This window comes from Nocardia anaemiae NBRC 100462, assembly GCF_001612725.1.
Taxonomy (GTDB): domain Bacteria; phylum Actinomycetota; class Actinomycetes; order Mycobacteriales; family Mycobacteriaceae; genus Nocardia; species Nocardia anaemiae.
In genome coordinates this window covers 62,150-83,754 of the sequence record NZ_BDAZ01000035.1, presented here as the reverse complement: position 1 = coordinate 83,754, position 21,605 = coordinate 62,150, and the positions used below count along the sequence as shown (strand labels likewise).

Genomic DNA, 21,605 nt, shown 5'->3' with positions numbered 1-21,605 from the left:
GTCGAGATCGGCGCTGCCACACTGCGCCGCGATGGGGTTGCGGTGCCGTGGCCCCGAGCGGCGCCGGTAGGGAATTCGGTTCGTCGACGGTCTCCGCCGCGAACGAGCGCTACTCCCGGTGCGAGGCGGTGGGGCTGTTCGCGCAATCGGCACGCCCGATCAACGCATTCGCATCGAGCAGTTCACGCAGCGACCGTACGGGTGAGATCGCGGATGTGGCGCTCGCATGGGAACGGCCCGCGCGGATGCATCGATCCGCCGCAGTGGCACGATAGGAATCATGGCGCGACTCGACTATCAAGCACTCAATTCCACCATCCGCTACCTGATGTTCTCGGTGTTCCAGGTGCAGCCGGGGGTGCTGGGGGACGACCGTGAGGCCGCCATCAAGGAGGCGCGGGCGTTCTTCGACGGGCTCGCCGAGCGCGATGTCGTGGTGCGCGGCATCTACGATGTCGCGGGGATGCGCGCCGATGCCGACTTCATGATCTGGTCGCATGCCGAGCGGGTCGAGGATCTGCAGTCGGCGTACGCGGATTTCCGGCGCACCACCGAACTGGGCCGGGCCAGCGCGCCGGTCTGGAGCAATGTGGCGCTGCATCGGCCCGCCGAATTCAACAAGAGCCACATTCCGGCGTTCCTGGCCGGTGAGGATCCGGGCAACTACATCTGCGTCTACCCGTTCGTGCGCTCCTACGAGTGGTATCTGCTGCCCGACGACGAGCGCCGCAAGATGCTCGCCGACCACGGCAAGGCCGCGCGCGGCTACCCGGATGTGCGCGCCAACACCGTCAGCTCCTTCGCGCTCGGCGACTACGAATGGATCCTCGCCTTCGAGGCCCCGGAACTGCACCGCATCGTCGACCTCATGCGCGACCTGCGCGCCACCGAGGCCCGCCTGCACGTGCGCGAAGAGGTCCCCTTCTTCACCGGCCCCCGCGTCGAAATCGAAAAGCTCATCGCCGCGCTGCCCTGAGCACTGACCGGTCCGATTCACCAACCATTTGCGCATGCCCCAGTTTTTCGGGGCATGCGCAACATGCCGGTCGGTCTGTACCTTTCGCTCAGCGCCGCAGTCGTTCTACTCCGCTGCACTGCCCGAGGGGTGCAGTTGCAGGGCGATAGAGTTGATGCAATAGCGCTTATCGGTGGGCGTGTTGTATCCCTCGCCCTCGAAGACGTGGCCGAGGTGGCTGTGGCAATTGGCGCACAGCACTTCGACCCGGTGCATGCCAAGTGTGTCGTCGGAGCGCAGAATGACCGCCTCCGACTTCGCCGGGTCGAAGAACGACGGCCAACCGCAATGCGAATCGAATTTCTCGGTGCTGCGGAACAATTCGGCCCCGCACGCCCGGCAGACGTAGACGCCCTCGGTCTTGGTGTCGGTGTACTCGCCGGTGAACGGACGTTCGGTCGCGGCCTGTCGCAGCACCGCGTACTCCTCCGGATTCAGCTTCGCCTTCCACTGCTGTGGGGTGAGCTGGATCCGGGGCGCGGGTAGGGACGTGTCGGCGTCAGAACTCATTGCTCCACGCTAATAGGTTTTCGACGCATGCGCCGAATGTGCCATTGCTACTTGAGCGCACTCGCGCGTGGTTCGTCGAGCAATTCGCTGCCGTTCGTCGCCTCCTGCGGAGTGCTTTCGTATGCCGTCTCCGGCTCGACCACCCGCGGCGCATCGTCGGCGGAATCCCGCGAATCCGGCGCCGAGCGCATCCACTCCGGATCGATTCCGAACGGCAGCCGACCTTCCCTTCGTGCCGCCAGATACCGATCGACGAGCACACACGCGATGACGATCAGCAGCAGGCCCCAGCCGAAGGTGATACGCAGATACTCCAGGTTGCGCCCGAGGCCCTGCCAGCGGTCCGAGAGCCACTTGTCATAGGACATGAATCCGAAGACCGCCAGCCATGCCGGCCAGTTGCGCATCACCGAATTGCGCAGCACCACCGACATCAGCAGCGGGAACAGCATCATCGAGTAGTACATCTGCCCCAGTGAGGACAGCAGGAAAAACGCGGTCATCAGCACACCGGACGAGGTCGTCACGAAGAACAGTTCGTCGTCGCGGTAGTAGCGGTACAGCAGCCACAGCGAGATGGCCACTACCAAGCCCATCACGATGCGAATGCCCCAGGTCAGCCACGGCGGGAGACCGTAATAAGCCGCATTGCCGACGATCGCGCTGTTGAAGTAGTCCCGGGATTCGAAGAGGTAGCGCGCCGTCCGGGTGAAGAACTTGTCCGCGTCCTTCGACAGCGGCCAGGCGACAGCGGTGAGCGCGACCGGAATACCGATGGCGGTGTAGAACACCTTCCACTGCCCACGCGCCGCCGCGATCAGCACCAGCGGGGCGAGCGTCGGTTTCACCGCGATACTCAAACCCAATATCGCACCGGCCCACAGATCGCGCCGCGCAAGCAGCAGCATGATGAAGGCCACCTCGGCCAGCAGCACGCATCCGTTCACATTGGTGAAAACCAATGTGTTGATGACTGTTTCGGAGCTGAACATGGCCAGCAGCAGCGCCGGGGCCGCCACCGAGGACAGCGTGAACTTGAACAGCTTGAGCAGCAGGTACCAGGCCACGATGATGGCGGCGGCATTCAGCAGGATGAAGCACCAGCGCGACTTCTCCGGATCGATCAGCGCCAAGGGCGCGATCAGCAGCGTGCCGCTCGGGGGATACAGGTAGTGCGGATCCACCAGGTTGTAATCCGCCGTGTACACCGGTCGGTGGTTGAGGAAGGCCAGCGACGCGTTGTAGACCGGTTTGAAGTCATCGGTGATGAACCCGTTGACTGCCTTGATGAAGATCCGGTTGAGCACAGTCATGACCGCGAGCGGCCAGAGTGCGAACTTGATCACCTCGGCGGTGGTGCGAGCGGTGCGAGGCTCGAGCTGTCGAAGTAACACTGGGGCACGGTACACCGGATCCGCACGGCACGGTTGCCGGGACCTGCCTGGCGCGCCGATGTTAGGGGAAATGACTTGCGCCTTGCTGGCGATCCCCTAAAGGGCTGTGTCGTTGATGCGCTCGATCAAGCGGGGCAAGCAGTGCCGTCAGCAGGCAGCTTGGCGTCCTTCAGGTAGTCGATGAGAGCCCGTTGCGCGCAACCGGAATGGGCGAAAACCGGATGACCCCATCCCTGCCAGGTGATCGCGGCCTTGCGCGCCCCAGCAGCGCCGAGCGCTCCGGTCACCGAGGCTTGACCGCCGTCGCCGACCAACGGATCCGCGACCCCGCCGAGCACGAGCACCGGCAGGTCCAGCTTCTCCGGCAGCGGCGGCGCGGCACTGACCGGCCACGCGACGCATTCCATCATCCCGATCGCGGCCGACCTGCCGAAGATCGGATATTTGGTACCCCAGGTGTCCGCGAGTTCCTTGGCCTTGGTGGGGCTCGGCGGCAGCTGGTTATCGGTGCAGCGGCTGACGAACTGACCGTCGGCCGCGGTGGCGGCGGTTTCGCGCTGGATCAGCGTCCCGAGCGGGCCGCGATCGCCACGCCCGGCGGCCGAGAGCGCGTCGGCGAGTTCGGTGATATGCGCGGCCTGGTCGCGCGGGCCGGCCAGGAAGCCCGACAAACCGGTCAGCAGCGCATTCGCGGAGATGTCACCGAGTCCGCCGCTGCCTGCCTTGCGCACCAGATCGATGATCGCCGCGCGTGGGTCGGCACCGAGTGAGCAGCCGACTCCGGTACAACGCTGGGCGAATGCGGTCACCGCCGCCTCCGCGCCCTGGACGCGCTGTTCGGTGCGGGTGACGGCATCGGCGCCGACGGCCTCCGGCGAGTCCAGGACCAGCCGCGCCAGGTGGTCGCCGAACTTCCGCGCGTAGCTGAGCGCGACCTTCGCGCCATTGCCCGACCCGAGCAGATCGATCCGATCGACCTGCCACTGCCTGCGCAGCTGTTCGATGTCGTCGGCGGCGTGCGGTGCGTCGAAGGTGCCCTCATAGGGCTGCAGGAAGTCGCGGCAGGCGATGGTGGCGTCCTGGCTGAATCCGGTCACCGCTTCGACGGGATCGCTTGCGCCCGGCCCGAATTGACCGTTATCGGCCAGCCCGCGGCGGGCCTCGACGGTCATGCAGTCGATCGGTTGTGAGGTGCCGAGGCCGCGCCGGTCCACCGCGACGATCGGGCGACTGGCCAGCAGCCCGCTGCCCGCGCCGACCGCGAGCCCGGCCAGTGTCGCGGTCGAGGAGCGGTCCGAGCCGGAGGTGATGACCAGCGGCGCGACATCGGTCGGGGTCTGCGGCAGCCGGGCCCGCATGGCGCCGGTGCGGAAGTTGCCGAGCACACCGCCGGTCGAATCGATCGGCGTGGTGTATTCGGCGCACTCCAGTACCAGGCCGGACGGCGCGGGACCGAGGCTGAGCAGGTCCAGCGTCGGCGTGGTGCAATCGCGCCAGGTCAGATCGGTTTTGGGGACACCGGCATCCGGTGGCGGCGCGATGACCGTGGTCGGGTGCGGACCCGCCCCGCCCTGCGGCGCGCGCTCGACGGCGACGCCGGGGCGATCGGAAGGTCCCGCACCGCATCCGGCGATCATGATCGAGAGTGTCGATGCCAGCACGACGGCTCGAGTCCAGCGCATGCGCTACAGCCTGCCAGGTTCGCGCGGTTTGTTCATGAACGGGTCCAGCGGGCAAGCATGGTGCCATCGTCGTCGAGCAGGATATGCCTGCGCACCATCGGTACCCGGAACTCGTGGGCGGACAGTGAGATTCGGCGGGCGGTGCCGCCCACCAGGATCGGCGCGGTGGTGACGCACAGTTCGTCGACCGCGTCCGCCTCCAGCAGCTCACCGAACAGATGCGGTCCGCCCTCGCACAGCACGCGCCGCAGCCCGAGGTCGGTGAGCGTGTTGAGCAGGCCCTGCGGGGTGATCGCGACACCGCCCGCCTCGATGACGTGCGCGCCCGCATCGGCGAGCTGCTGTTTGCGATCCTCCGGCGCGGTGCTGGTGGTAATGATCAGCGTCGGAACCTTGGTTTCGGTGAACAGCCGCGCGCCCGGCTCCAGCGCGGCGCTCGCGGTGACCACGGCGATCGGCGGCGGCGCGCCGTCGCGATGTCCGCCGATCCCGCGGTCGTACAGTGCGCGCCGGAAGACGGGGTCGGTCCCGGCGCCGCCGTAGTTCTCCGCCCGCGCGGTGCCGGCGCCGATCACGATCACATCGGACAATTGGCGCAACAGCATGAAAACGGTTTTGTCGGCCGGGGTGCCGAGGCCCTCGGAGACATTGTCGCTGGTGGCGGAGCCGTCGATGCTGGAGACGAAATTGGCGCGGACCCAAGGGGCCTGGAGTTCGGTGGGGTAGGCGTACAGGTCGGCGAGCTCTTCCCGGCTCAGTCCTGTGAGCTGGATCGCATTGTGGATACGCTGCATGAAGAAAGATCACACCACGTCATTAGGCTTCCAGCATGCAAGAGCGCCTTGTCGATCGCCATCCGGAGGTTCCGGCGGACCAGTTGGTCGCCCAGATGGTGCCACCGCCCATGTTCGACGAGGTCAGTTTCGCCTCCTACATTCCCGATCCCAATGAGCCGTCTCAGGCGGCCGCGGTCCGCAAGGCCGAGGATTTCGCCGGTCAGGTCGCCAAGATCCATCAGGCGGCGAACAAGAAGAGCCTGTTCGGGAAGAAGAAACCGATCAGCGGGGCCGGGCTCTACCTCGACGGCGGCTTCGGTGTCGGCAAGACCCACCTGCTGGCCTCCATTTTCCACAGCGCGCCCGCGCCGAAATCCTTCGGCACCTTCGGTGAACTCACCAATCTCGTGGGCGCACTCGGCTTCAACAACGCGCTGGAGCGGCTCGCGGCGAACAGCGTGCTGTGCATCGACGAATTCGAACTCGACGATCCCGGCGACACCATGTTGGTCTCGCGGCTGCTGACCGAGCTGTCGGCGCGCGGTGTCTCGATTGCCGCCACCTCCAATACCCTGCCCGGCCAGCTGGGGGAGGGACGCTTCGCCGCCCAGGACTTCTTGCGCGAGATCAAGAAGCTCGGTTCGATCTTCGAGGCGGTGCGCGTCGACGGTCCGGACTACCGGCACCGCGATCTGCCGCCCGCGCCGGAACCGACCTCGCCGGAGCTGCTCACCGAACGTGCTTCTGCCACACCGGGTTCCACGCTCGACGCATTCGACGCGCTGCTGAAGCATTTGAGCACATTGCACCCGTCCAAGTACGGCGCGCTGATCTCCGGGGTGTCGTCGGTATACATCTCGGATGTGCATCCGGTGACCGATCAGGCGGTCGCGCTGCGGATCGTCGTGCTCGCCGACCGGTTGTACGACGCGAGCGTTCCGGTGACGGTTTCGGGGGCGAAGTTGGACGAGATCTTCTCCAAGGAGATGCTCGACGGCGGGTATCGCAAGAAGTATCTGCGCGCGATCTCGCGTCTGCTGGCGCTCTCGCGCTTCGAGGTAGCGGCGTAATGATCGGAGCGGGCCTGGTCCGTCGTTCCGCTCGAGTTCCGGTGTCGCTGGCCGCGGGTCTGACTGTCGCCTTCGGACCGGTGGCAGGCGTCGCACCGGCCGACCCGGTCAGCCTCGCCGACCCGGTCGCCTTCGACCGGGCGCTGAACCTGCAGGGCGTGCAGAACGGCCGCGACGCGGGCGGCTACCGCACCACCGACGGCCACCGGGTGCGCACCGGACTCGTCTTCCGCACCGGCCAGCTCAACAATGCGACTCCGGCCGATCTGGCCGTGCTGACCGACCGTAAGGTGCGCGTGGTCGACGATCTGCGCACCGTCTATGAGCGCACCGTCGCGGCCGACCGGGTGCCGACAGGTGCGGTCGCGAACTGGAACGACGTCATCGGCCAAGCCCCGCCGCAAACCTTGATCACCACCCTCACCGGCGGCGATGACCTCTACCGCGCATTCATCACGGCGCCGGGCGCGAACGAGGCCTTCGCCTCGGTACTGCGCGACATCATCGATACCGACGGCGCCGTACTGTTCCACTGCACGGCGGGCAAGGACCGCACCGGCTGGACCTCCGCCGTCCTGCTGACCGTCCTCGGCGTGGACCGCGACACCGTCACGCAGGATTACCTGCTGTCCAATCAGTACCGCAATGCCAGCCCGAACGATCCGCTCAACGGCGTCTCGGCCGGATGGCTGGATGCCGCCTTCGAACAGGCGAACCAGAGCTACGGCAGTTTCGACGCCTACGTCCGCGAGGGATTGAAGCTGTCGGCCACCGATGTCGCGGCACTGAAGGCGAAGCTGCTCGCCTGATTCAGGAGGGGTGCTCCGCGTACCAGCGATCGATCAATGCGGGCAGCTCCTTACCCATCCAAACGAAGAACTCGTGCATATCCCTAACCCGCGCGGCATCAGCACCATTCGGGTCGTCGAATAGTGCGAGCCCGCGTGCGGTCATGTTGGTCAGGTCGGTGTACATGCCGCTCTGCTGACGGGTCAGCTCCGGCAGGATCCCTGGCCGGATCGAGTAGTAGTCCTTGCGATCGCCCGGCTTGGAGATCTTGTCCACCCAGCGCATGGTGACCAGCGTCTTCAATGCCGACGAAATGGAACCCTTGGACGCCTGCAGCGCATCGGCGATCTGGCCGAAGGTCTGCTCCGGCGGATCGCTGACCAGCAACCACCCCGCGGCCCGGCCCGTCATCCGGACCAGGCCCATCCGCTCCAATACGAGTGCGAAATCCTCGACGAATGCCAGCTTTTCCGGAGTCGGTCCGGCTGTCTGCTCGTTGTCGGTGGTGCCCATCGCAGAAGTATCCCTTTCAGAATGCGGATAGCGGTAAACGGGGCGGACCGTGTCGGTCCGCCCCGGATCGGTCGATCAGACCGCCAGATCGCGGCGATCGAAGGCGCCCAGCGCCAGCACCACGGCGATGGCGGCCACGACGACGAGCACCGCCAGGTGGGTGCCGTTCCAGCCGTGCATCAGGGGCGCATCGCCATTGGCCCAGTAGAAGGGCGACAGCGTGCGCACGAAGTCACCGCCGAGGTTATTGGCCAGATAGCCCGCCACCGCGATCAGTGACGCCGAACCCAGTGTCACCGAACGCTTTCCGGTGGCCGCGCCGACCAGCAGCGTGATCGCGCCGACGACTAGCGCCAGCAATCCGAGGCCAACGCTGGCGGCTACGATATTGCCGGTGGGTACGTCCAGCCCGCCCGCATCGGTCCCGGCGATAACGCTCAGGGTGAGCACGGTGGTGGCCGTCGCGATCTGCACGGCCAGTGCGGCGAATCGCTGCAGCAGCAGGTTCATTCGGCTGATCGGTTGTGCGAGAAGTAGATCCAGCATCCCGTTCTCCTCCTGCGCCACCGAACGGCTCGCGAAGGTGACCGCGAAGATCAGCATCAGCAGCAGACCCATCAGCGAGTACACCGTCGCGTTCAAATATCCACTGGAGCTGGCGAAATCGTTGACACCCATGGCGTCGTACATCTTGTTCTGCTCGAGGTCGAGCGAGCCCTGCTCCTTCAGCGACTGATAGGACGGCAGATACATCATCGGGATGATGGCGAAACCGATCGACCAGCCGATCAAGCCGCGCCGCTGTTCCTTCAAGGTCTGGGTGAAGATCGAGCGAGTCATCACGAATTCTCCTGTGCGATAAATGATTCGGTTGGTGTTATCAGCGGCCGTAGAGGCTGAAGAAGATCTGCTCGAGATCCGGCTCGGTGGACAGCACGCTCACCAGTTGGTATTTCGCAGCCATCTTGAACAGACCGTCGACCTCGCCTTCGGTGGTGCAGCGCAAGGTTTTTCCGTCGACGGACAGATCGCGCACGCCGGGCAGTCTGGCGAAGTCGTCGCCGAAAACGTCCTCGCCGAAGACCAATTCGACCGTGCGTGGCGAACGCCTGCGCAGATCCTCGACATTCTCGGTGCCGAGCAGTCGACCGGCGCGCATGATGACCGCTCGATCGGCGCTCTGCTGCACTTCGCTGAGAATGTGCGAGGACATGAACACCGTCTGACCGTTGCGCTTGGCCGCGTCGACCAGATCCAGAAAGCGTTGCTGCAGTAGCGGATCCAGCCCAGAGGTGGGTTCATCGAGGATCAGCAGATCCGGATTGTGCATGAAGGCGGCGATGATGCCGACCTTCTGTTTATTGCCCTTGGACATCGCGCCGACCTTCTTGGACAGATCGAGATCGAGCAGATCGGCGAGGTCGGTGATCCGCGTCGCAGCGACATCGCCGCGCAGATCGGCGAGGAAGGTGAGCAGCTCACGAGCGGTATTGCGGCCCTCGATCTCGAGTTCGCCCGGCAGGTATCCGATGCGCTTGCGCAATTGCGCACCGCCGACGCGCGGTTCGATGCCGAGCAACTCGACGCGGCCAGCGGTCGGTCGGATCAGATCCAGCAGGATGCGGATGGTGGTCGACTTGCCCGCACCGTTGGGTCCGAGAAATCCGAACACCTCGCCCTGGCCGACCTCGAGGTTCAGGTCGGTAAGCGCGACGTGCTTGCCGTAGTGCTTGGTCAGGCTCTCGGTGCGGATCGCGGCGGTGGTCATCATGCTCCTTCGAGAGTTCCTCGTGTTCCGTAAGTACTGATCTGTTCAGTAAAAACTGAACATGCAGAACTTGTCAACCGTTGGCCCCGGGCTACGATCCGGTCATGACGACGTTCAAGACCTGGGACGGACTGGAGCTCAACTACCGCGTATGGCAGGGCGAAGGCACCCCGGTCGTACTGCAACACGGCGTTGTGGCCGATACGAATGCGAACTGGATGGCCACCGGGGTGGTCGGCGCGCTGCAGGCCGCCGGGCATACCGTGGTGTCATTGGATGCGCGCGGGCACGGTCGGTCCGAGAAACCCCATGATCCGGCGCGGTATTCATGGACGGGGATGGCACGCGATGTCAGTGCGCTGTACGACGAACTCGGCTTCGATCGCGTTGTGCAGGTGGGGTATTCGATGGGTGCGATCATCTCGCTGCTGGTCGCGGGCGCGGACGAGCGGGTGTGCAAGCTGGCGGTGGGCGGCATCGGCTCGGGTGTGCTCGATTGCGGCGGCGTCGACCGGCGCGTCATCGATATCGACGATCTGCGTGCCGCCATGCGCGATGACGGTGCGGGGACACCACCGATCGCGATGATGTTCCGGATTCTCGCCGACGCGGTGCGCGCCGATCGCGATGCCATCGAGGCGGTCGCGACCGGCCTCGACGACGAGCCGATCAAAACTCTGGCCGATATCACGATGCCGAGCCTGGTCCTGGCCGGTGACAGGGACCCGTTCGCGGTCGAGCCCAACCGGCTGGCGGATGCCCTACCCGATGCGAAGTTGCGGATCGTGCCGGGTGATCACCTGACGGCTGTGGTGGAGCCGAGTTTCCATGCGGCGTTGGTCGAGTTCGTGGCCTGATCCGGTCAGAAAACCCGTCGCATGACGAAATCGTGCTGCAATTTGCTGCCGAGAGGGAAGGTTTTGGTGCCGACCCGCTCGAATCCGTGCTTGAGATAGAACCGCTGGGCCCGCTGATTCTCCTGGTTGACCCCAAGCCACACCCCGGCGACCGCCTCCTTGCGGGCCTGCTCCAATGCTGCGTTCATCAGCGCCTTCGACACACCGGCGCCGTGGTGGCCGGGCAGCACGTACATCTTGCTGATCTCGACGGCGGGCCGCAGGGCGACGGCCTTGGCGACGGCGGGATCGGCCGGATCACCGTAGTGCAACATCGCGTAGCCGACGATATCGCCGTTGGCCACCGCCTTGAGCACGATCCGGGCGGGGTCGGTCAGATATTCGCCGAAGCGTTCACCGGAGAGCACCTCGGCGATGAAGATCTCGATATCCTCCGCGGTGGCGTGCGGCGGACAGGCGAGCGGAAAGGTCGCGGCCGCAACGTCGCTGAGCGCCTCGGCGTCCCACAATCCGGCCCGATCCACGGTGACTGGGATGTTGCTCATGTGTCCAGTACAGCACGACCTTCGCTGGAAGCGGAAAGTTCATCCGGTTCGGAACGGGAATGGAATACGCGCCCGAGTCCGATAACGATTGCCATGAACAGGACCGGAATCACGAAACCGATCCGATGTCCGAACCCGGCGGCGAGCGCGCCGACCAGCCCGCCGCCGACGAGTGTGCCCGCGTAGTTGAACAGATTCAGACGTGCGATGAGTGCGTCGAGCTGCCGTCCGCTGGTCAGCTGTCCGGCCTCGCTGAAGCACAGCGGTGCGACAACGCCGGTACCGAAACCGCCGATCAGAAAGCCGACGATCGCGACAACCGGCCCGGGCGCGACCACCGCGACGGCCAGCCCGAGCACACCGATGCCCCCCGCTATGCGTACCACCCGACGTCCGCCGAGCCGCCGTACCCACAGATCCCCGCTCAGCCGGGCGGCCAGCGACGCGCACTGATAGACCGCCAACGCCAACGCCGCGGTGGACGAACTGGCGAGTAGATCCTCCTTCAGATACAACGCCGACCAGTTGCTGACGGCCAGATCGATCGCGAATACCAGCGAGGCCGCGATGCCGAAAGCGAGGTACCTGCGCAGCGGAACCATCCCGGATGCTCCGGATTCGCTGTCGGCCACTTCCGTCGGACCGGATTCGGCTTCCGCGGCGCCGAGCAGGCGTGGGCCGAGCACCAATCCGACCACCAGAACGATGCCCGCGGCCGTCAACAGCGAGTCACGCAGCGTGATATCCCATGCCTCGCAGGCGGATACGAACAGCGCGCCGAGGATCGATCCGGCACTCCACACCGCGTAGAACGATGACAGGATGAAGGTCCCGTACCCGTGCTGAACGAACACGCCCTGCATATTCGTGCTCGCATCGACGATGCCGACCGCGATTCCGTAGAGCCCGAGGGTGATCAGCAGTACGGGGGTATTCGGAGCCAGCGCGATGGCGCATCCGGTGATTGTGATGCCCAGCAGTCCGATCCGCACGGTGACTCGGCTCGACCATCGCGTGGCCACTTGCTCGGCCGCGACACTGCCGCCCCCCGCGAGGATCGAAACCAGTACCACCGAACCCGCGATAAGGCCATCGGAAAGGCCGAAGCGGTCCTTCTGCTGCGGCAGTTCGGTAAGCACGACCGCGAAGAAAAAGCCCTGCAACCCGAAGGCGAACGAATTCGCGATCCGGGCTCCGCGCAGGACAGGAGAAATCGGTCCCATCTGCGGAGAGTATCGGCCCGCCGGTGGCCGTGCCCGCCGAAATCGTCACAGTCATCCTTTCGTCGGATACGGTGCGCGCGACGGTCATCCTCTGGTCGTCTTCGCTCGCTATGGTCGGCGCTCGGGTGGTCGAGATCGGTGACGCGTGCCACTATCGAAGGGGCGCAAGACAACTCGCGAACGGGGAAGGGCCGTCGAATGAGAAAGCTGCCGCAGGACTTCTTTCATACGCCGTATGCCTTCTACGAGGAGCTGCGCGCCGAAGGCCCCGTGCACCCCATCGAGTTGAATACCGGCGTGCGCGCCTGGCTGGTGGTTGATCTGGACGTCGCGCGCGAGGTGCTGCGTCATCCGGCCATCCGCAAGGATCCGCGCACCGACGCCAGCCGCAAGGCCCGCCGTCTGCCCACCGATGACACCGGCGTCGGTGCGGTGAATACCCGAATCAGCTACCACCTGTTGAATACCGATCCGCCGGGGCACGCCCGGCTGCGCCGATTGGTCACGCCCGCGTTCGCGCCCGCCCGGATCGAGGCGTTGGCACCGCGCGTGCTCGCGATCGCAGACGAACTCCTGGACCGAATCGCCGCGGACGGCGCGGACCGGGTGGATCTGTTGTCCGAGTACGCGTTTCCACTGCCCATCACCGTCATCTGCGAACTGCTCGGTGTGCCGGTCGCCGATCGCGCGGATTTCCGGGAGTGGTCGCGCATCATCGTCGAACTGTCCACCGCGACGCCCGAGGAGGTCCGGCACGCGACCGATGCCATCGCCGACTATTTCGAGCAGCTGATCACTCGGCGCCGGGCCGAGGGGCTCGCGGAGGATCTCGTCTCGGACCTGATCGCCGCCAATGCCGACGGCGATTGCCTCACCGATGACGAGCTGATCTCCATGGTGTTCCTCATCCTGGTCGCGGGCCACGAGACCACAGTGAACCTGATCGGCAATACCGTGCTCACCCTGCTCTCGGATCCGGCGCGCTACCGCGCGCTGCACGGCAATACCGAGGCCGTGCCCGCCCTGATCGAGGAGATGCTGCGCTACGACGGTCCGGTGAATGTGGCGACCCTGCGCTATACCGCCGAACCGATCACGCTGGGCGGCACGGACATTCCCGCGGGCGAACTGGTACTGGTCGCATTGGGTTCGGCCAATCATGACGAACGGCACTTCGGTGACGCCGCGGAGTTCGACCCGCAGCGTTCGACATCCGGCCATCTGGCCTTCGGCCACGGCATCCACTACTGCCTCGGCGCGGGGCTGGCCCGGCTGGAGGCGCGCATTGCGATCACGAGGTTGGTCGAGCAGTATCCGGACCTGCGCTTGGCCGCCGATGGTGGGGAATTGCGCTGGCGGGAGAGCATGCTCATCCGGGGATTGCGGGATCTGCCGGTCGAATTGGTAGGGACACCCGCACTGCGTTGAGTTCGGCGTTCCGGGGTGCGCGGACCTGCGGACCGCCCCGCTGAACAGGCGTTGTGTCCCGGGGACTTCCGTCACGCCGGACAACTGTGCAACAGTGCAGAGAACCGGCGTAACGATGCGTCCGGCGCCGGATGCGGAGGGAAACGATGACTGCGGCGTATCCACCCGGTCCGCCGATCCCTGCATTTCTGCAGGGCCTGCTGTACATCCGTAACCGCGCCCAGGTGCTGCCACCGCTGCGGCGGCGCTACGGCGATGTCTTCTCGCTGCATGTCCCGCCGTTCGCACGGAACCTCGTCGTATTCACCCGCCCCGAACACATCAGGGAGATCTTCGCGGGTGACCCACGCGACCTGCACGCGGGCGAAGGCAATCAGATCCTCGGCCCGGTCATGGGCCAGCATTCGGTGCTGCTGACCGATGAGAACGAACATGCCAGGGCCCGCCGATTGCTCATGCCCGCATTCAATGGCGCGGCCCTGCGTGGCTACCGCGATCTGGTCGCCGAGATCGCGGCCGCGGAGGTGGACCGCTGGCGGCCCGGTTCGACGGTGATCACCCTCGACCGGATGAACGCGCTCACCCTCGAGGTGATCATGCGGGTGGTGTTCGGCGTCACCGATGAGCGCACCCGGGCCGTGCTCGCACCGCGGCTCGGCCGCGTCGTCACTGTCGGCCCGCTGCAATATCTCGGTCTGATGAAACCGGCGCTGCAGAAGTATCCGCCGTGGAAGTCCTTCCACGACAATATGGCCGCCATCGATGATCTGCTGTACGCCGAGATCGCGGCCCGGCGCACCGCGTCCGACCTCGCCGAACGCACCGACGTGCTGTCCCGGCTGCTGCAGGCGGGCAGCGATACCGAGTCCGATCCGCCGCTCACCGACGCCGAACTGCGCGACCAACTCATCACCCTGCTGCTCGCCGGTCACGAAACCACCGCGGCCGCGCTGTCCTGGGCGCTGCACGAATTGTCGGTCAACCCGCAGATACAACGCGACGCGCACGAAGCGGTCCGCATCGACGACGACAAGGCGCTCGAGGCCGTCATGAAGGAGGCGATGCGGCTGCGCACCGTCATACCCGGCGCGGTCCGCAAACTCACCAGGGATATGACCATCGGCGGCTGGGAGTTGCCCGCGGGCACCGTGGTCAGCTGTTCGATTCTGCTGGCGCACCGCAGTCCGGCCAACTTTCCCGACACTGGGACGTTCCGGCCGTCGCGCTTCCTCGACGGCGAGGTCGAACCGAATACCTGGCTGCCCTTCGGCGGCGGGGTGCGCCGCTGTATCGGCGCCGGATTCTCGCTGATGGAGGGCACCACGGTACTGCGCGAGATCCTGTCCCGCTACACCCTCGCCGCGCCCGAGGGCGCGAAATCCGAACGCGGACGGGTGCGCAATATCACCACCGTGCCGCGCGACAAGGCCAGGATTGTAGTCACCCCCCGTTCAACTTCGTGAAATCGCACCGAGGCTTTGCCGCATTCGCGCGAGCGACGTAATCTCCGTGCCATGACGAGCGGGAACCGCGTCGCAATCGTAGGTGCGGGCATCGCAGGCCTTGCCTGCGCGAAGGTGTTGCGCCAGGAGGGATTTCCGGTCGAGGTATTCGATCGGAGCCCGGACGTCGGCGGAGTATGGAGTGCGACGCGCCGGTATCCCGGCCTGCGCGCACAGAACAGCAAACATACGTATCACTTCTCCGACTTCCCGATGCCCGACGACTATCCGCGCGTGCCGGACGGACAACAGATGCAGCAGTACCTCGACGGGTACGTGCGGCACTTCGGCTTCGGCGAGAGCCTGCGCCTCGGCACCGAGGTGGTCGCGGCCGATCCGGTGGACAGCGGCTGGTTGCTGGAGATTCGCGACCATATCGGCGTCCACCGCACGTCCTGCGACCATCTGGTCATCGCCAACGGAATTTTCAGTGAGCCCGCGGTACCCGACTTTCCGGGTGTCGAGCGGTTCCGCCGAGCGGGTGGGCAGATCGGGCACGCCTCGGAGTTCCTGGATGCCGAGTGGGCGCGCGGCAAGTCGGTCGTGGTGGTCGGCTACGGCAAATCGGCCTGCGATATCGCCGAGGCGGTCAGTCATGTCGCGGCCTCGACGAATGTGGTCGCCCGCCGACTGCTGTGGAAGATGCCGCGCAGATTGGCGCGCGGGCTGGTCGACTACGAGCGGCTGATGCTGACCAGGCTGGGGGAGGCGCATTTCCGCTATCAGAAGCCCGGGCGGATCGAGCGGTTCCTGCACGGTTCCGGGCGTAGCTTCCGCGACAGCAACTTGGATGTGATCCAGGAACTCGCCACCAAGAAGTCGCATCTGCGCGAGCTCGGGCTGGTACCGGAGGGGCGCTTCGAGGACATCGCGGAGAGCACGGTCAGTCTCGTCACCGAGGATTTCTTCGAGCGGGTGGGAATGGGACTGATCGCGGTGCACCGCGACAGCACCATCACCGAGATGGCCGCGAATCAGGTGCGACTGTCCGACGGTACGACCCTGCAGGCCGATATCGTCATCTGCGCGACCGGATTCCACCAGCGGGTGCCGTTCCTCACCCCGTATGTGCAGCGTCAGCTCACCGACGAGGATGGCAATTTCCGCCTGTACCGCCAGATCCTGCCGATCGGCGTGCCGAATCTGAGCTTCGTCGGGTACAACTCCTCGGTCATCAGCACGCTCAGCGCCGAGGTCGGTGCGCATTGGACCGCCGCACTGCTGCGCGGCCGCCTCGCCCTGCCGACGCAGGAGGAGATGACCGCGCACGTCGATGAGCGGCTGCGCTGGATGGCCGAACGCACGGGCGGCCATCACGCACACGGCGGCGCGATCACCCCGTTCTCTATCCACAATATCGATGAGATGCTCGCCGACCTGAAATTCCGGGTGCCGCGCAGAACCCGTGCGGCACAATGGTTTCGGACGATCAAGCCGTCTTCGTATCGTGGGCTCGCGGACCGGTCGAAGGGGCCGGTGGTTATCCCCGCGCCGGAGGCTGCGACTCCGGTCTCCGCCGAACAGCGCACGCCCTAGGCCGATCGCCGGTAATGCGCCCGGGTCGGCCGGGCGTTCCAGCGCCATCGAGGTCGCCCCAGCGGATTATCGCCAGTGCAATGTTGGTTACCGGTCTTTCCGTTCTGGATAATCCAGGAGTGGACGCCCTCGACATGAATCTGCTGGTTGCTCTGGATGCGCTGCTGGAGACCAACAGTGTCACCGAGGCCGCCGAGCGGCTGCAGACCTCGGCGCCCGCGATGAGCCGAACGCTGGCGAGGCTGCGGCGCGTGCTCGACGATCCGCTGCTGGTGCGCGCGGGCCGCAATCTGGTGCCGACGCCGCGTGCACTCGAACTGCGTTACGAGGTAAGCGTTCTGGTACAGCGGGGACGGGCGCTGCTCACCCCGCGCGGCGCACTCGACCCGACCACGCTCAAGCGCGACTTCATGGTGCGGGCGGGCGATATGGTTCTCGGCGAATTGGCGACGCCACTGGTGGCCGCCGTCCGCGCACAGGCGCCCGGCGTCACGCTGCATCTACTCCCGGATCGCGACGAGGGCACCGCCGCACTCCGCGACGGTCGCGTCGATATCGAGGTCGGCGTCATCGAGCACACCGATCCCGAGACCACCGTGCAACGCGTCCTGCGCGACCGCGTGATCGGCGTTGCCGCACCGGAACATCCGCTGATCACCGACCGCGTCACAGTGGCGCGGTTCGCCGCGGCCGCCCAACTCGGCATCTCCCGCCGCGGCCGCGCCCGCGGTCCCATCGATGACCGCCTCGCCCTGCACGGTCGTACCCGCCGCGTCGTGGCCACTGTTCCCGATCTGACCAGCGCGTTGCTAGCGGTCCGCTCCGGCGATCTGGTCTGTCCCGTCCCCGCCGCGCTCACCGCGACAACACGCACCGCACTCGGCTTGCGCGCCTTCGAAATCCCCCTACCCCTCCCCGAAATCGCCATCGCCATGGCGTGGCACCCCCGCAATACCGCCGACAGCGGCCACCGATGGCTTCGCGAATTGATCCGCGGCACCCTAGCCGGTCTGGACTCGTCGGCCAGGTGATCAGCCCTCGGTGCGGATCGCGAAGTTCGGATCTACACCGGGTAGCTCGTTCGGTGTCGAGCTCGGTTCCGGGCGGCCGAACGGGCCGTGCGGGTTGCGCTTGAGTTCGTCGAGCATGGCCTGCAGCTTGTCGACGTGGGAGGTGTCCTCGCCGGTGCCCGCGCGGTGCGCGCCAGGAGTCAGCGCGCCGTTGTCCTCGGCGCGGGGCGCGGTCATGCCGGTGTCGGGACGGGTTGTGGATGGCGCGGTTTCGTAGCCGTTGCGGGGCGGCGAGGTGAGCGGTTCGAGGCGACCGTTACTCGTGCCGATCGAGCCGTATTCGAGCCGGTCGCCGGTGGTCGCGGGTTGCGAGTTGGTGTAGGTCGGCGCGGCGGGTTCGGTGCTGGCCGGTGCCGAGTCGAGCCAATCGGGCCGCGAGGTGGGTCCGGACAGCGGTTCGCTGCGGTAGGTCGGGGGGACCGCGGGCGGCACGGGCTGCGGCGTCCGCGAGGGAATGGACAGGGAATCGTTGGGTGTTGCGGGACCGAAGGGTTCCAGATGTTCGGTGCGAGTGATCGGTGCGGTGAATTCGGCCCGTGCGGGGCGGGGCGTGATGTTCGCGGGATCCTCGGCCGCTTCCAGTCGTTCGTTGCGTCCGGTCGGGGTATCCAGACCGCCCGTCGGAGTCGCCAGGCGCCCGTCGGGTCCGGTCGTGGCCGTGACGCGCTCGTTGCGGCCGGTCGCGGGTTCGAGGCGCTCATCGGTTCCGGTGGTGCCGGGACGGTTGTTTCGCCCGGTCGGCGATTCGCTGAGCACGGTCGTGATATCCGGGAGGCCGTTGCGTCCGGTCTCGGTGCGCGCGGTCGTGGTGTCGGCGCGCCCGTTGACGGCATCGAGACGGTCGCGACGCGATGGGATCGGTTCGCGCCGTTCCCTGGTCGCTGCAGCGGGTTCCGGACGGCTCCGCGGCGCGGGCTCGGCCGGTTCGTCACTCGGTTCGACGGTGGCCACCTGCTGCAACCGTGACCCGATCTTGGAAACATCCTCCCCCGTACGGAAAGCCCACGCCTCCAGCTTGGCCAAGCGACCGGCGAGATTACGGTCGTCGTCCACGTGCGCGGCGACCGCGTCGAGCTTATTGCTCACCTCGCGCAAGGTCGTCGCGAGACTCGACAAGAGCGCGCCGATCGATTCGCCACTCCGCTCGTCGTGGTCCATCCCATACCTTCTTCCCCGTATCGCCCGAAACTCCGCTCGTGGCGGGCCGATTCTATCTGTCGATCGGTACCGACGCCGGTCCGAGTACCGGCCGCGGCCGCGCTGTGCACCTTTCGTCCGGTTACCCGGCGGCTTTCGTTCGCTGATTCGCGGGGAGCGGTCCGTGTCCCAGGAATGGCCGCAACTATCAATCACCGGAATAACTGTGGCGATGCTCTCGCGTGTCGCAATGAAATCTCTTGTGACACAGCGCACATCGGCAGGTCGGAGCGTGTTCGCGGGTTGTGGCGCACCCGAGCGCGGGGTAAAGGGGGCTGGCGGCCGGGCCAAAGCTGACGCACTCTTGATCTATGGCGTAGGTCGTACCTGACCTGCGGTGGTTTTGGGCAGGGGTGAGGTCGCGTGAGAACGAAGCAGCGCGTCGAGCGGGCGTGCGGGCGTCGGGCGATGCTCGCCGAATTGGGGTTGTCGGACAGTCGTGTCGCGGACACCGGGGTACCGGATGGCCGCGCACCCGTCGGCGCAGCGGTGGGGGCCGGGGGATACGGGTGCACATGTCCGGAATGTGCCGCCGCGCAATGGGATATCCAGCGGCTGAAGTATTGGCTCTGCGGTCGGCTCGCGTCCTACGGTGCGGACCTGGCCGAGGTGGACCGCCGGGTGGGTGACGTCCCGGTGGACGTGCTGTGGCACAGCGGCGAGCGGCAGTATGCCATCGAGGTCCGCACCGCCCCGCTGGATCGGGAGTCGGCGCAGCACCACACGGCGCGGCTGCGCGCCTCCGGATGTGACGGGGTGCTGTGGCTGTGCCCGCCGGGCTATTGGGTCGGGCATCTGCCCGCACTCGGCATCGCCGACTTCGCGCCGCCCGCGTGCGATTACCGGGTCGAAGACGGCATGTTGGACGCATCGCACAGCGCGCTCGTCGTGCCGCGCCGGGAACCCTTTGAACTGCGCGATTTCCTGTACGGCTGGGTGCGGGGTGAAATCGCGTGGGGCTACCGCGATGTGATGACAGGAGGATGGGCCACCGTGACCGACTGGGAACACCACACGAGGACGCAGGCCAGCGTCATCGCTCGGCAGCGCCAGGAGTTGGTCAATCAACGCACCACTCTGGCCCTGTCCCGAAAAACCGTGCGGGACAAGCAGAAACAGATCATGAAGCTCACCACCCGGCTGGAACGCGCCGAGGAGTCCGCGCAGGAACGTGCGGACTCGCTGGCCGAGGTCAGGCGCAAGCTCGACGATCACCACCGCATCGACGCCAGCCTGCGCGCGACCATCGTGAACATGCAGAAGGCGATCGGTCATTGGCAGCTGATCACCTACTGCGCGATGATGCTGATCGTGACATTTATCGCAGGAGCGATGTTCGTGCGCTGAGCGGGTTCAGTCGGGGTGCGTGCCGGTCAAGCGGAACGGTGCACGGTCCCAACGCCATTCGTTGCGCAGCACCAGCGCGATCAGGTCGAGCAGATCCAGTTCGGTCTCGGCGCGCAACTGTCGCAGCGCGGACCAGTACACCGGTCCGCGCTCGACCAGCTCCCACAGTCGGCCCTCGACCTCCGCGGCTACCTTGCGCCGCAATAGATCTGGAATCCCGATCTTGCTGCCGGTCCACACCAGCCAGCCCCAGCCGTTGGCATGCGCATGGGCGCGACCTGCCGCCGATTTGATCCGATTGAGGTAGAAGCCGACATGTCCCAGCGGTTCGACATCGATCAGCACCACGCGGCCGTCGGCCAGCCGTGCGGCGATGGTGGGGTAGTAGATCCGTTCCGCGCCGTCTATTTCGTAGGTGACAGCACTCGGTTGCTCTTGGAACGTTTCCACCAGATCGCTGGCGTTCACCGTCCGAAGCAGCCGAGCTTCCAGTCCGGAATCGAACCCGATATCGCGTCCGACCTTGTCGAGATAGAACCGCCCGCGTCCTTCGTCATCGCCGTCGACCGTGCGCGCCGACGTGGTCGGCAGGGGAGCGGGGGCCGGTGCGGAGGCGGGCCAATCGACTTGTCCCAGCCATGGATTCAGCTCACTCGTCGCCACCGGTTCGTGCAGTTTCGCCAACCGCCTGTTCGTCTTCTTCTGCCACGCCATGATCCGCTGCATGACGTACCCGGCCACCCGCTTGGCATCCTCGCCCGCATGCCCGGCCAACCGCAGCTTCAGATAGGCCAACTCATTGGCGGCCAGATCGGTATCCGTCGCATAGGTCTCCACCAACAGCGCCCGCACCAACTGCTGATCCCGTGTCCCCACCGGATACCGCGCCCCGAAGACCTCGGCCGCCCGATGTCCACTCAACTGCGCTTCCCGCAGAATCTGCGCCACCGCCCGGGTATGCAACTGTCGAACCCGATCCCGCGAAAGATCGAATCGAGCACCGATCCGCGCCAACGTCTCCGGTGCAGCCCCGCTCACCCCCAGCCGAAACCCCACGATTTCGGCATCGCGCCGCTTGCGCTCACCCCGCATCTCGATCAATTCCCCCAATAGCTCGTTGATCTCCTCGAGATCGAACGACACATCCCCGGCGATATCGTCGAGCACCTCGGGATCGGCATCGTCGGCGGCGCGATCCCGCCCATCGGCCTCACTTGCCGTCACCTGCACCCCTGACCACGACTCGGCTCCACTCGACATGTGCGCCAAAGCCTAATGCCGACCACCGACAACCCGGCCGATCCCGCCGACGGGCGGCCGCGGGCTCGATATCGCTGTCGTCGATATTTCCTGATCGTCGTGGGAAACGGTTCTATGCTCACG

Annotated in this window: 20 protein-coding genes; 9 read left to right on the top strand and 11 right to left on the bottom strand. The window is 66.1% G+C overall.

Annotation, left to right across the window (positions count from 1 at the left end; all coding sequences use genetic code 11):
- The first annotated feature begins 280 nt into the window (after window positions 1–280).
- Complete coding sequence (gene hemQ, locus NA5_RS21960; protein WP_040692486.1) at window positions 281–976, top strand: hydrogen peroxide-dependent heme synthase; 696 nt, start codon at window positions 281–283, stop codon at window positions 974–976.
- A gap of 105 nt (window positions 977–1,081) precedes the next feature.
- Here hemQ and msrB read toward each other — a convergent pair whose 3' ends face one another.
- The 4 genes from msrB to NA5_RS21940 form a co-directional block, all read right to left on the bottom strand.
- Window positions 1,082–1,525 carry a peptide-methionine (R)-S-oxide reductase MsrB gene (msrB, locus tag NA5_RS21955; protein ID WP_062988955.1) on the bottom strand — a complete coding sequence of 148 codons (444 nt, stop codon included), beginning with the start codon at window positions 1,523–1,525 and terminating at the stop codon, window positions 1,082–1,084.
- A 47-nt stretch (window positions 1,526–1,572) separates the two neighbouring features.
- Window positions 1,573–2,919, bottom strand: coding sequence for a glycosyltransferase family 87 protein (locus NA5_RS21950; protein WP_245672335.1), 1,347 nt, complete (start codon window positions 2,917–2,919; stop codon window positions 1,573–1,575).
- A 125-nt stretch (window positions 2,920–3,044) separates the two neighbouring features.
- A complete protein-coding gene (locus NA5_RS21945) occupies window positions 3,045–4,601 on the bottom strand; it encodes an alpha/beta hydrolase (protein ID WP_062988953.1) in 1,557 nt (518 codons plus the stop codon).
- 32 nt (window positions 4,602–4,633) lie between these two features.
- On the bottom strand, window positions 4,634–5,395 hold the full coding sequence (locus tag NA5_RS21940; protein ID WP_062988951.1) for a pyrimidine reductase family protein: 762 nt from the start codon (window positions 5,393–5,395) through the stop codon (window positions 4,634–4,636).
- Between the two features lie 35 nt (window positions 5,396–5,430).
- On the opposite strand from NA5_RS21940, the gene zapE reads away from it, so the two are divergent.
- Both zapE and NA5_RS21930 read left to right on the top strand, forming a co-directional pair.
- Complete coding sequence (gene zapE / locus NA5_RS21935) at window positions 5,431–6,447, top strand: cell division protein ZapE (RefSeq protein WP_062988949.1); 1,017 nt, start codon at window positions 5,431–5,433, stop codon at window positions 6,445–6,447.
- Window positions 6,447–7,256 carry a tyrosine-protein phosphatase gene (locus NA5_RS21930; RefSeq protein ID WP_062988947.1) on the top strand — a complete coding sequence of 270 codons (810 nt, stop codon included), beginning with the start codon at window positions 6,447–6,449 and terminating at the stop codon, window positions 7,254–7,256. Before zapE ends, NA5_RS21930 begins: the two co-directional genes overlap by 1 nt.
- 1 nt (window position 7,257) lies before the next feature.
- On the opposite strand, the gene NA5_RS21925 is transcribed toward NA5_RS21930, so the two are convergent.
- The 3 genes from NA5_RS21925 to NA5_RS21915 form a co-directional block, all read right to left on the bottom strand.
- Entirely contained in the window at window positions 7,258–7,749 is a 492-nt protein-coding gene (locus NA5_RS21925; protein ID WP_062988945.1) for a GbsR/MarR family transcriptional regulator, read from the bottom strand.
- A gap of 75 nt (window positions 7,750–7,824) precedes the next feature.
- The gene (locus NA5_RS21920; RefSeq protein ID WP_062988942.1) at window positions 7,825–8,589 is read right to left on the bottom strand and encodes a DUF2705 family protein; all 765 of its coding nucleotides are present in this window, start codon (window positions 8,587–8,589) and stop codon (window positions 7,825–7,827) included.
- Window positions 8,590–8,629: 40 nt separating this feature from the next.
- The gene (locus NA5_RS21915) at window positions 8,630–9,517 is read right to left on the bottom strand and encodes an ABC transporter ATP-binding protein (RefSeq protein ID WP_218020136.1); all 888 of its coding nucleotides are present in this window, start codon (window positions 9,515–9,517) and stop codon (window positions 8,630–8,632) included.
- 104 nt (window positions 9,518–9,621) lie between these two features.
- Between NA5_RS21915 and NA5_RS21910 the strand changes: the two genes are divergently transcribed.
- Window positions 9,622–10,374, top strand: coding sequence for an alpha/beta fold hydrolase (locus NA5_RS21910; protein WP_062989115.1), 753 nt, complete (start codon window positions 9,622–9,624; stop codon window positions 10,372–10,374).
- 5 nt (window positions 10,375–10,379) lie between these two features.
- Here NA5_RS21910 and NA5_RS21905 read toward each other — a convergent pair whose 3' ends face one another.
- Together NA5_RS21905 and NA5_RS21900 are read right to left on the bottom strand one after the other, a co-directional pair.
- A complete protein-coding gene (locus tag NA5_RS21905) occupies window positions 10,380–10,919 on the bottom strand; it encodes a GNAT family N-acetyltransferase (protein WP_371856449.1) in 540 nt (179 codons plus the stop codon).
- Window positions 10,916–12,142 (bottom strand): MFS transporter, encoded by a 1,227-nt coding sequence (locus tag NA5_RS21900; RefSeq protein WP_062988938.1) that lies wholly within the window; start codon window positions 12,140–12,142, stop codon window positions 10,916–10,918. The genes NA5_RS21905 and NA5_RS21900 overlap by 4 nt, the downstream gene beginning before the upstream one ends.
- Window positions 12,143–12,340: 198 nt before the next feature.
- Here NA5_RS21900 and NA5_RS21895 point away from each other — a divergent pair, with 198 nt between their 5' ends.
- The 4 genes from NA5_RS21895 to NA5_RS21880 all read left to right on the top strand — a co-directional run bounded on the left by NA5_RS21895 (window position 12,341) and on the right by NA5_RS21880 (window position 17,639).
- A complete protein-coding gene (locus tag NA5_RS21895; RefSeq protein WP_062988936.1) occupies window positions 12,341–13,570 on the top strand; it encodes a cytochrome P450 family protein in 1,230 nt (409 codons plus the stop codon).
- Between the two features lie 146 nt (window positions 13,571–13,716).
- Entirely contained in the window at window positions 13,717–15,033 is a 1,317-nt protein-coding gene (locus NA5_RS21890) for a cytochrome P450 (protein WP_084484331.1), read from the top strand.
- A 51-nt stretch (window positions 15,034–15,084) separates the two neighbouring features.
- Window positions 15,085–16,608, top strand: a complete 1,524-nt coding sequence (locus NA5_RS21885; protein ID WP_063813517.1) for a flavin-containing monooxygenase — start codon at window positions 15,085–15,087, stop codon at window positions 16,606–16,608.
- A 119-nt stretch (window positions 16,609–16,727) separates the two neighbouring features.
- The gene (locus tag NA5_RS21880) at window positions 16,728–17,639 is read left to right on the top strand and encodes a LysR family transcriptional regulator (RefSeq protein WP_174555253.1); all 912 of its coding nucleotides are present in this window, start codon (window positions 16,728–16,730) and stop codon (window positions 17,637–17,639) included.
- Here the strand turns inward: NA5_RS21880 and NA5_RS21875 are convergent, their stop codons facing one another.
- Window positions 17,640–18,836: a hypothetical protein gene (locus NA5_RS21875; RefSeq protein WP_062988929.1), complete on the bottom strand. Its 1,197-nt coding sequence runs from the start codon at window positions 18,834–18,836 to the stop codon at window positions 17,640–17,642.
- A gap of 402 nt (window positions 18,837–19,238) precedes the next feature.
- Between NA5_RS21875 and NA5_RS21870 the strand changes: the two genes are divergently transcribed.
- Window positions 19,239–20,222, top strand: coding sequence for a hypothetical protein (locus NA5_RS21870; RefSeq protein ID WP_245672334.1), 984 nt, complete (start codon window positions 19,239–19,241; stop codon window positions 20,220–20,222).
- A 6-nt stretch (window positions 20,223–20,228) separates the two neighbouring features.
- Here the strand turns inward: NA5_RS21870 and NA5_RS21865 are convergent, their stop codons facing one another.
- The gene (locus tag NA5_RS21865; protein WP_084484342.1) at window positions 20,229–21,446 is read right to left on the bottom strand and encodes a sigma factor-like helix-turn-helix DNA-binding protein; all 1,218 of its coding nucleotides are present in this window, start codon (window positions 21,444–21,446) and stop codon (window positions 20,229–20,231) included.
- Window positions 21,447–21,605 lie beyond the last annotated feature (159 nt).

Bases quoted from the DNA above. Each gene is read 5' to 3' on its own strand.
- NA5_RS21930 (WP_062988947.1), top strand. From the start codon at position 6,447: ATGATCGGAGCGGGCCTGGTCCGTCGTTCCGCTCGAGTTCCGGTGTCG.
- msrB (WP_062988955.1), bottom strand. From the start codon at position 1,525: ATGAGTTCTGACGCCGACACGTCCCTACCCGCGCCCCGGATCCAGCTC.
- NA5_RS21905 (WP_371856449.1), bottom strand. From the start codon at position 10,919: ATGAGCAACATCCCAGTCACCGTGGATCGGGCCGGATTGTGGGACGCC.
- zapE (WP_062988949.1), top strand. From the start codon at position 5,431: ATGCAAGAGCGCCTTGTCGATCGCCATCCGGAGGTTCCGGCGGACCAG.
- NA5_RS21915 (WP_218020136.1), bottom strand. From the start codon at position 9,517: ATGACCACCGCCGCGATCCGCACCGAGAGCCTGACCAAGCACTACGGC.
- NA5_RS21925 (WP_062988945.1), bottom strand. From the start codon at position 7,749: ATGGGCACCACCGACAACGAGCAGACAGCCGGACCGACTCCGGAAAAG.
- NA5_RS21945 (WP_062988953.1), bottom strand. From the start codon at position 4,601: ATGCGCTGGACTCGAGCCGTCGTGCTGGCATCGACACTCTCGATCATG.
- hemQ (WP_040692486.1), top strand. From the start codon at position 281: ATGGCGCGACTCGACTATCAAGCACTCAATTCCACCATCCGCTACCTG.
- NA5_RS21890 (WP_084484331.1), top strand. From the start codon at position 13,717: ATGACTGCGGCGTATCCACCCGGTCCGCCGATCCCTGCATTTCTGCAG.
- NA5_RS21875 (WP_062988929.1), bottom strand. From the start codon at position 18,836: ATGGACCACGACGAGCGGAGTGGCGAATCGATCGGCGCGCTCTTGTCG.
- NA5_RS21920 (WP_062988942.1), bottom strand. From the start codon at position 8,589: ATGACTCGCTCGATCTTCACCCAGACCTTGAAGGAACAGCGGCGCGGC.
- NA5_RS21895 (WP_062988936.1), top strand. From the start codon at position 12,341: ATGAGAAAGCTGCCGCAGGACTTCTTTCATACGCCGTATGCCTTCTAC.
- NA5_RS21940 (WP_062988951.1), bottom strand. From the start codon at position 5,395: ATGCAGCGTATCCACAATGCGATCCAGCTCACAGGACTGAGCCGGGAA.
- NA5_RS21910 (WP_062989115.1), top strand. From the start codon at position 9,622: ATGACGACGTTCAAGACCTGGGACGGACTGGAGCTCAACTACCGCGTA.
- NA5_RS21885 (WP_063813517.1), top strand. From the start codon at position 15,085: ATGACGAGCGGGAACCGCGTCGCAATCGTAGGTGCGGGCATCGCAGGC.
- NA5_RS21900 (WP_062988938.1), bottom strand. From the start codon at position 12,142: ATGGGACCGATTTCTCCTGTCCTGCGCGGAGCCCGGATCGCGAATTCG.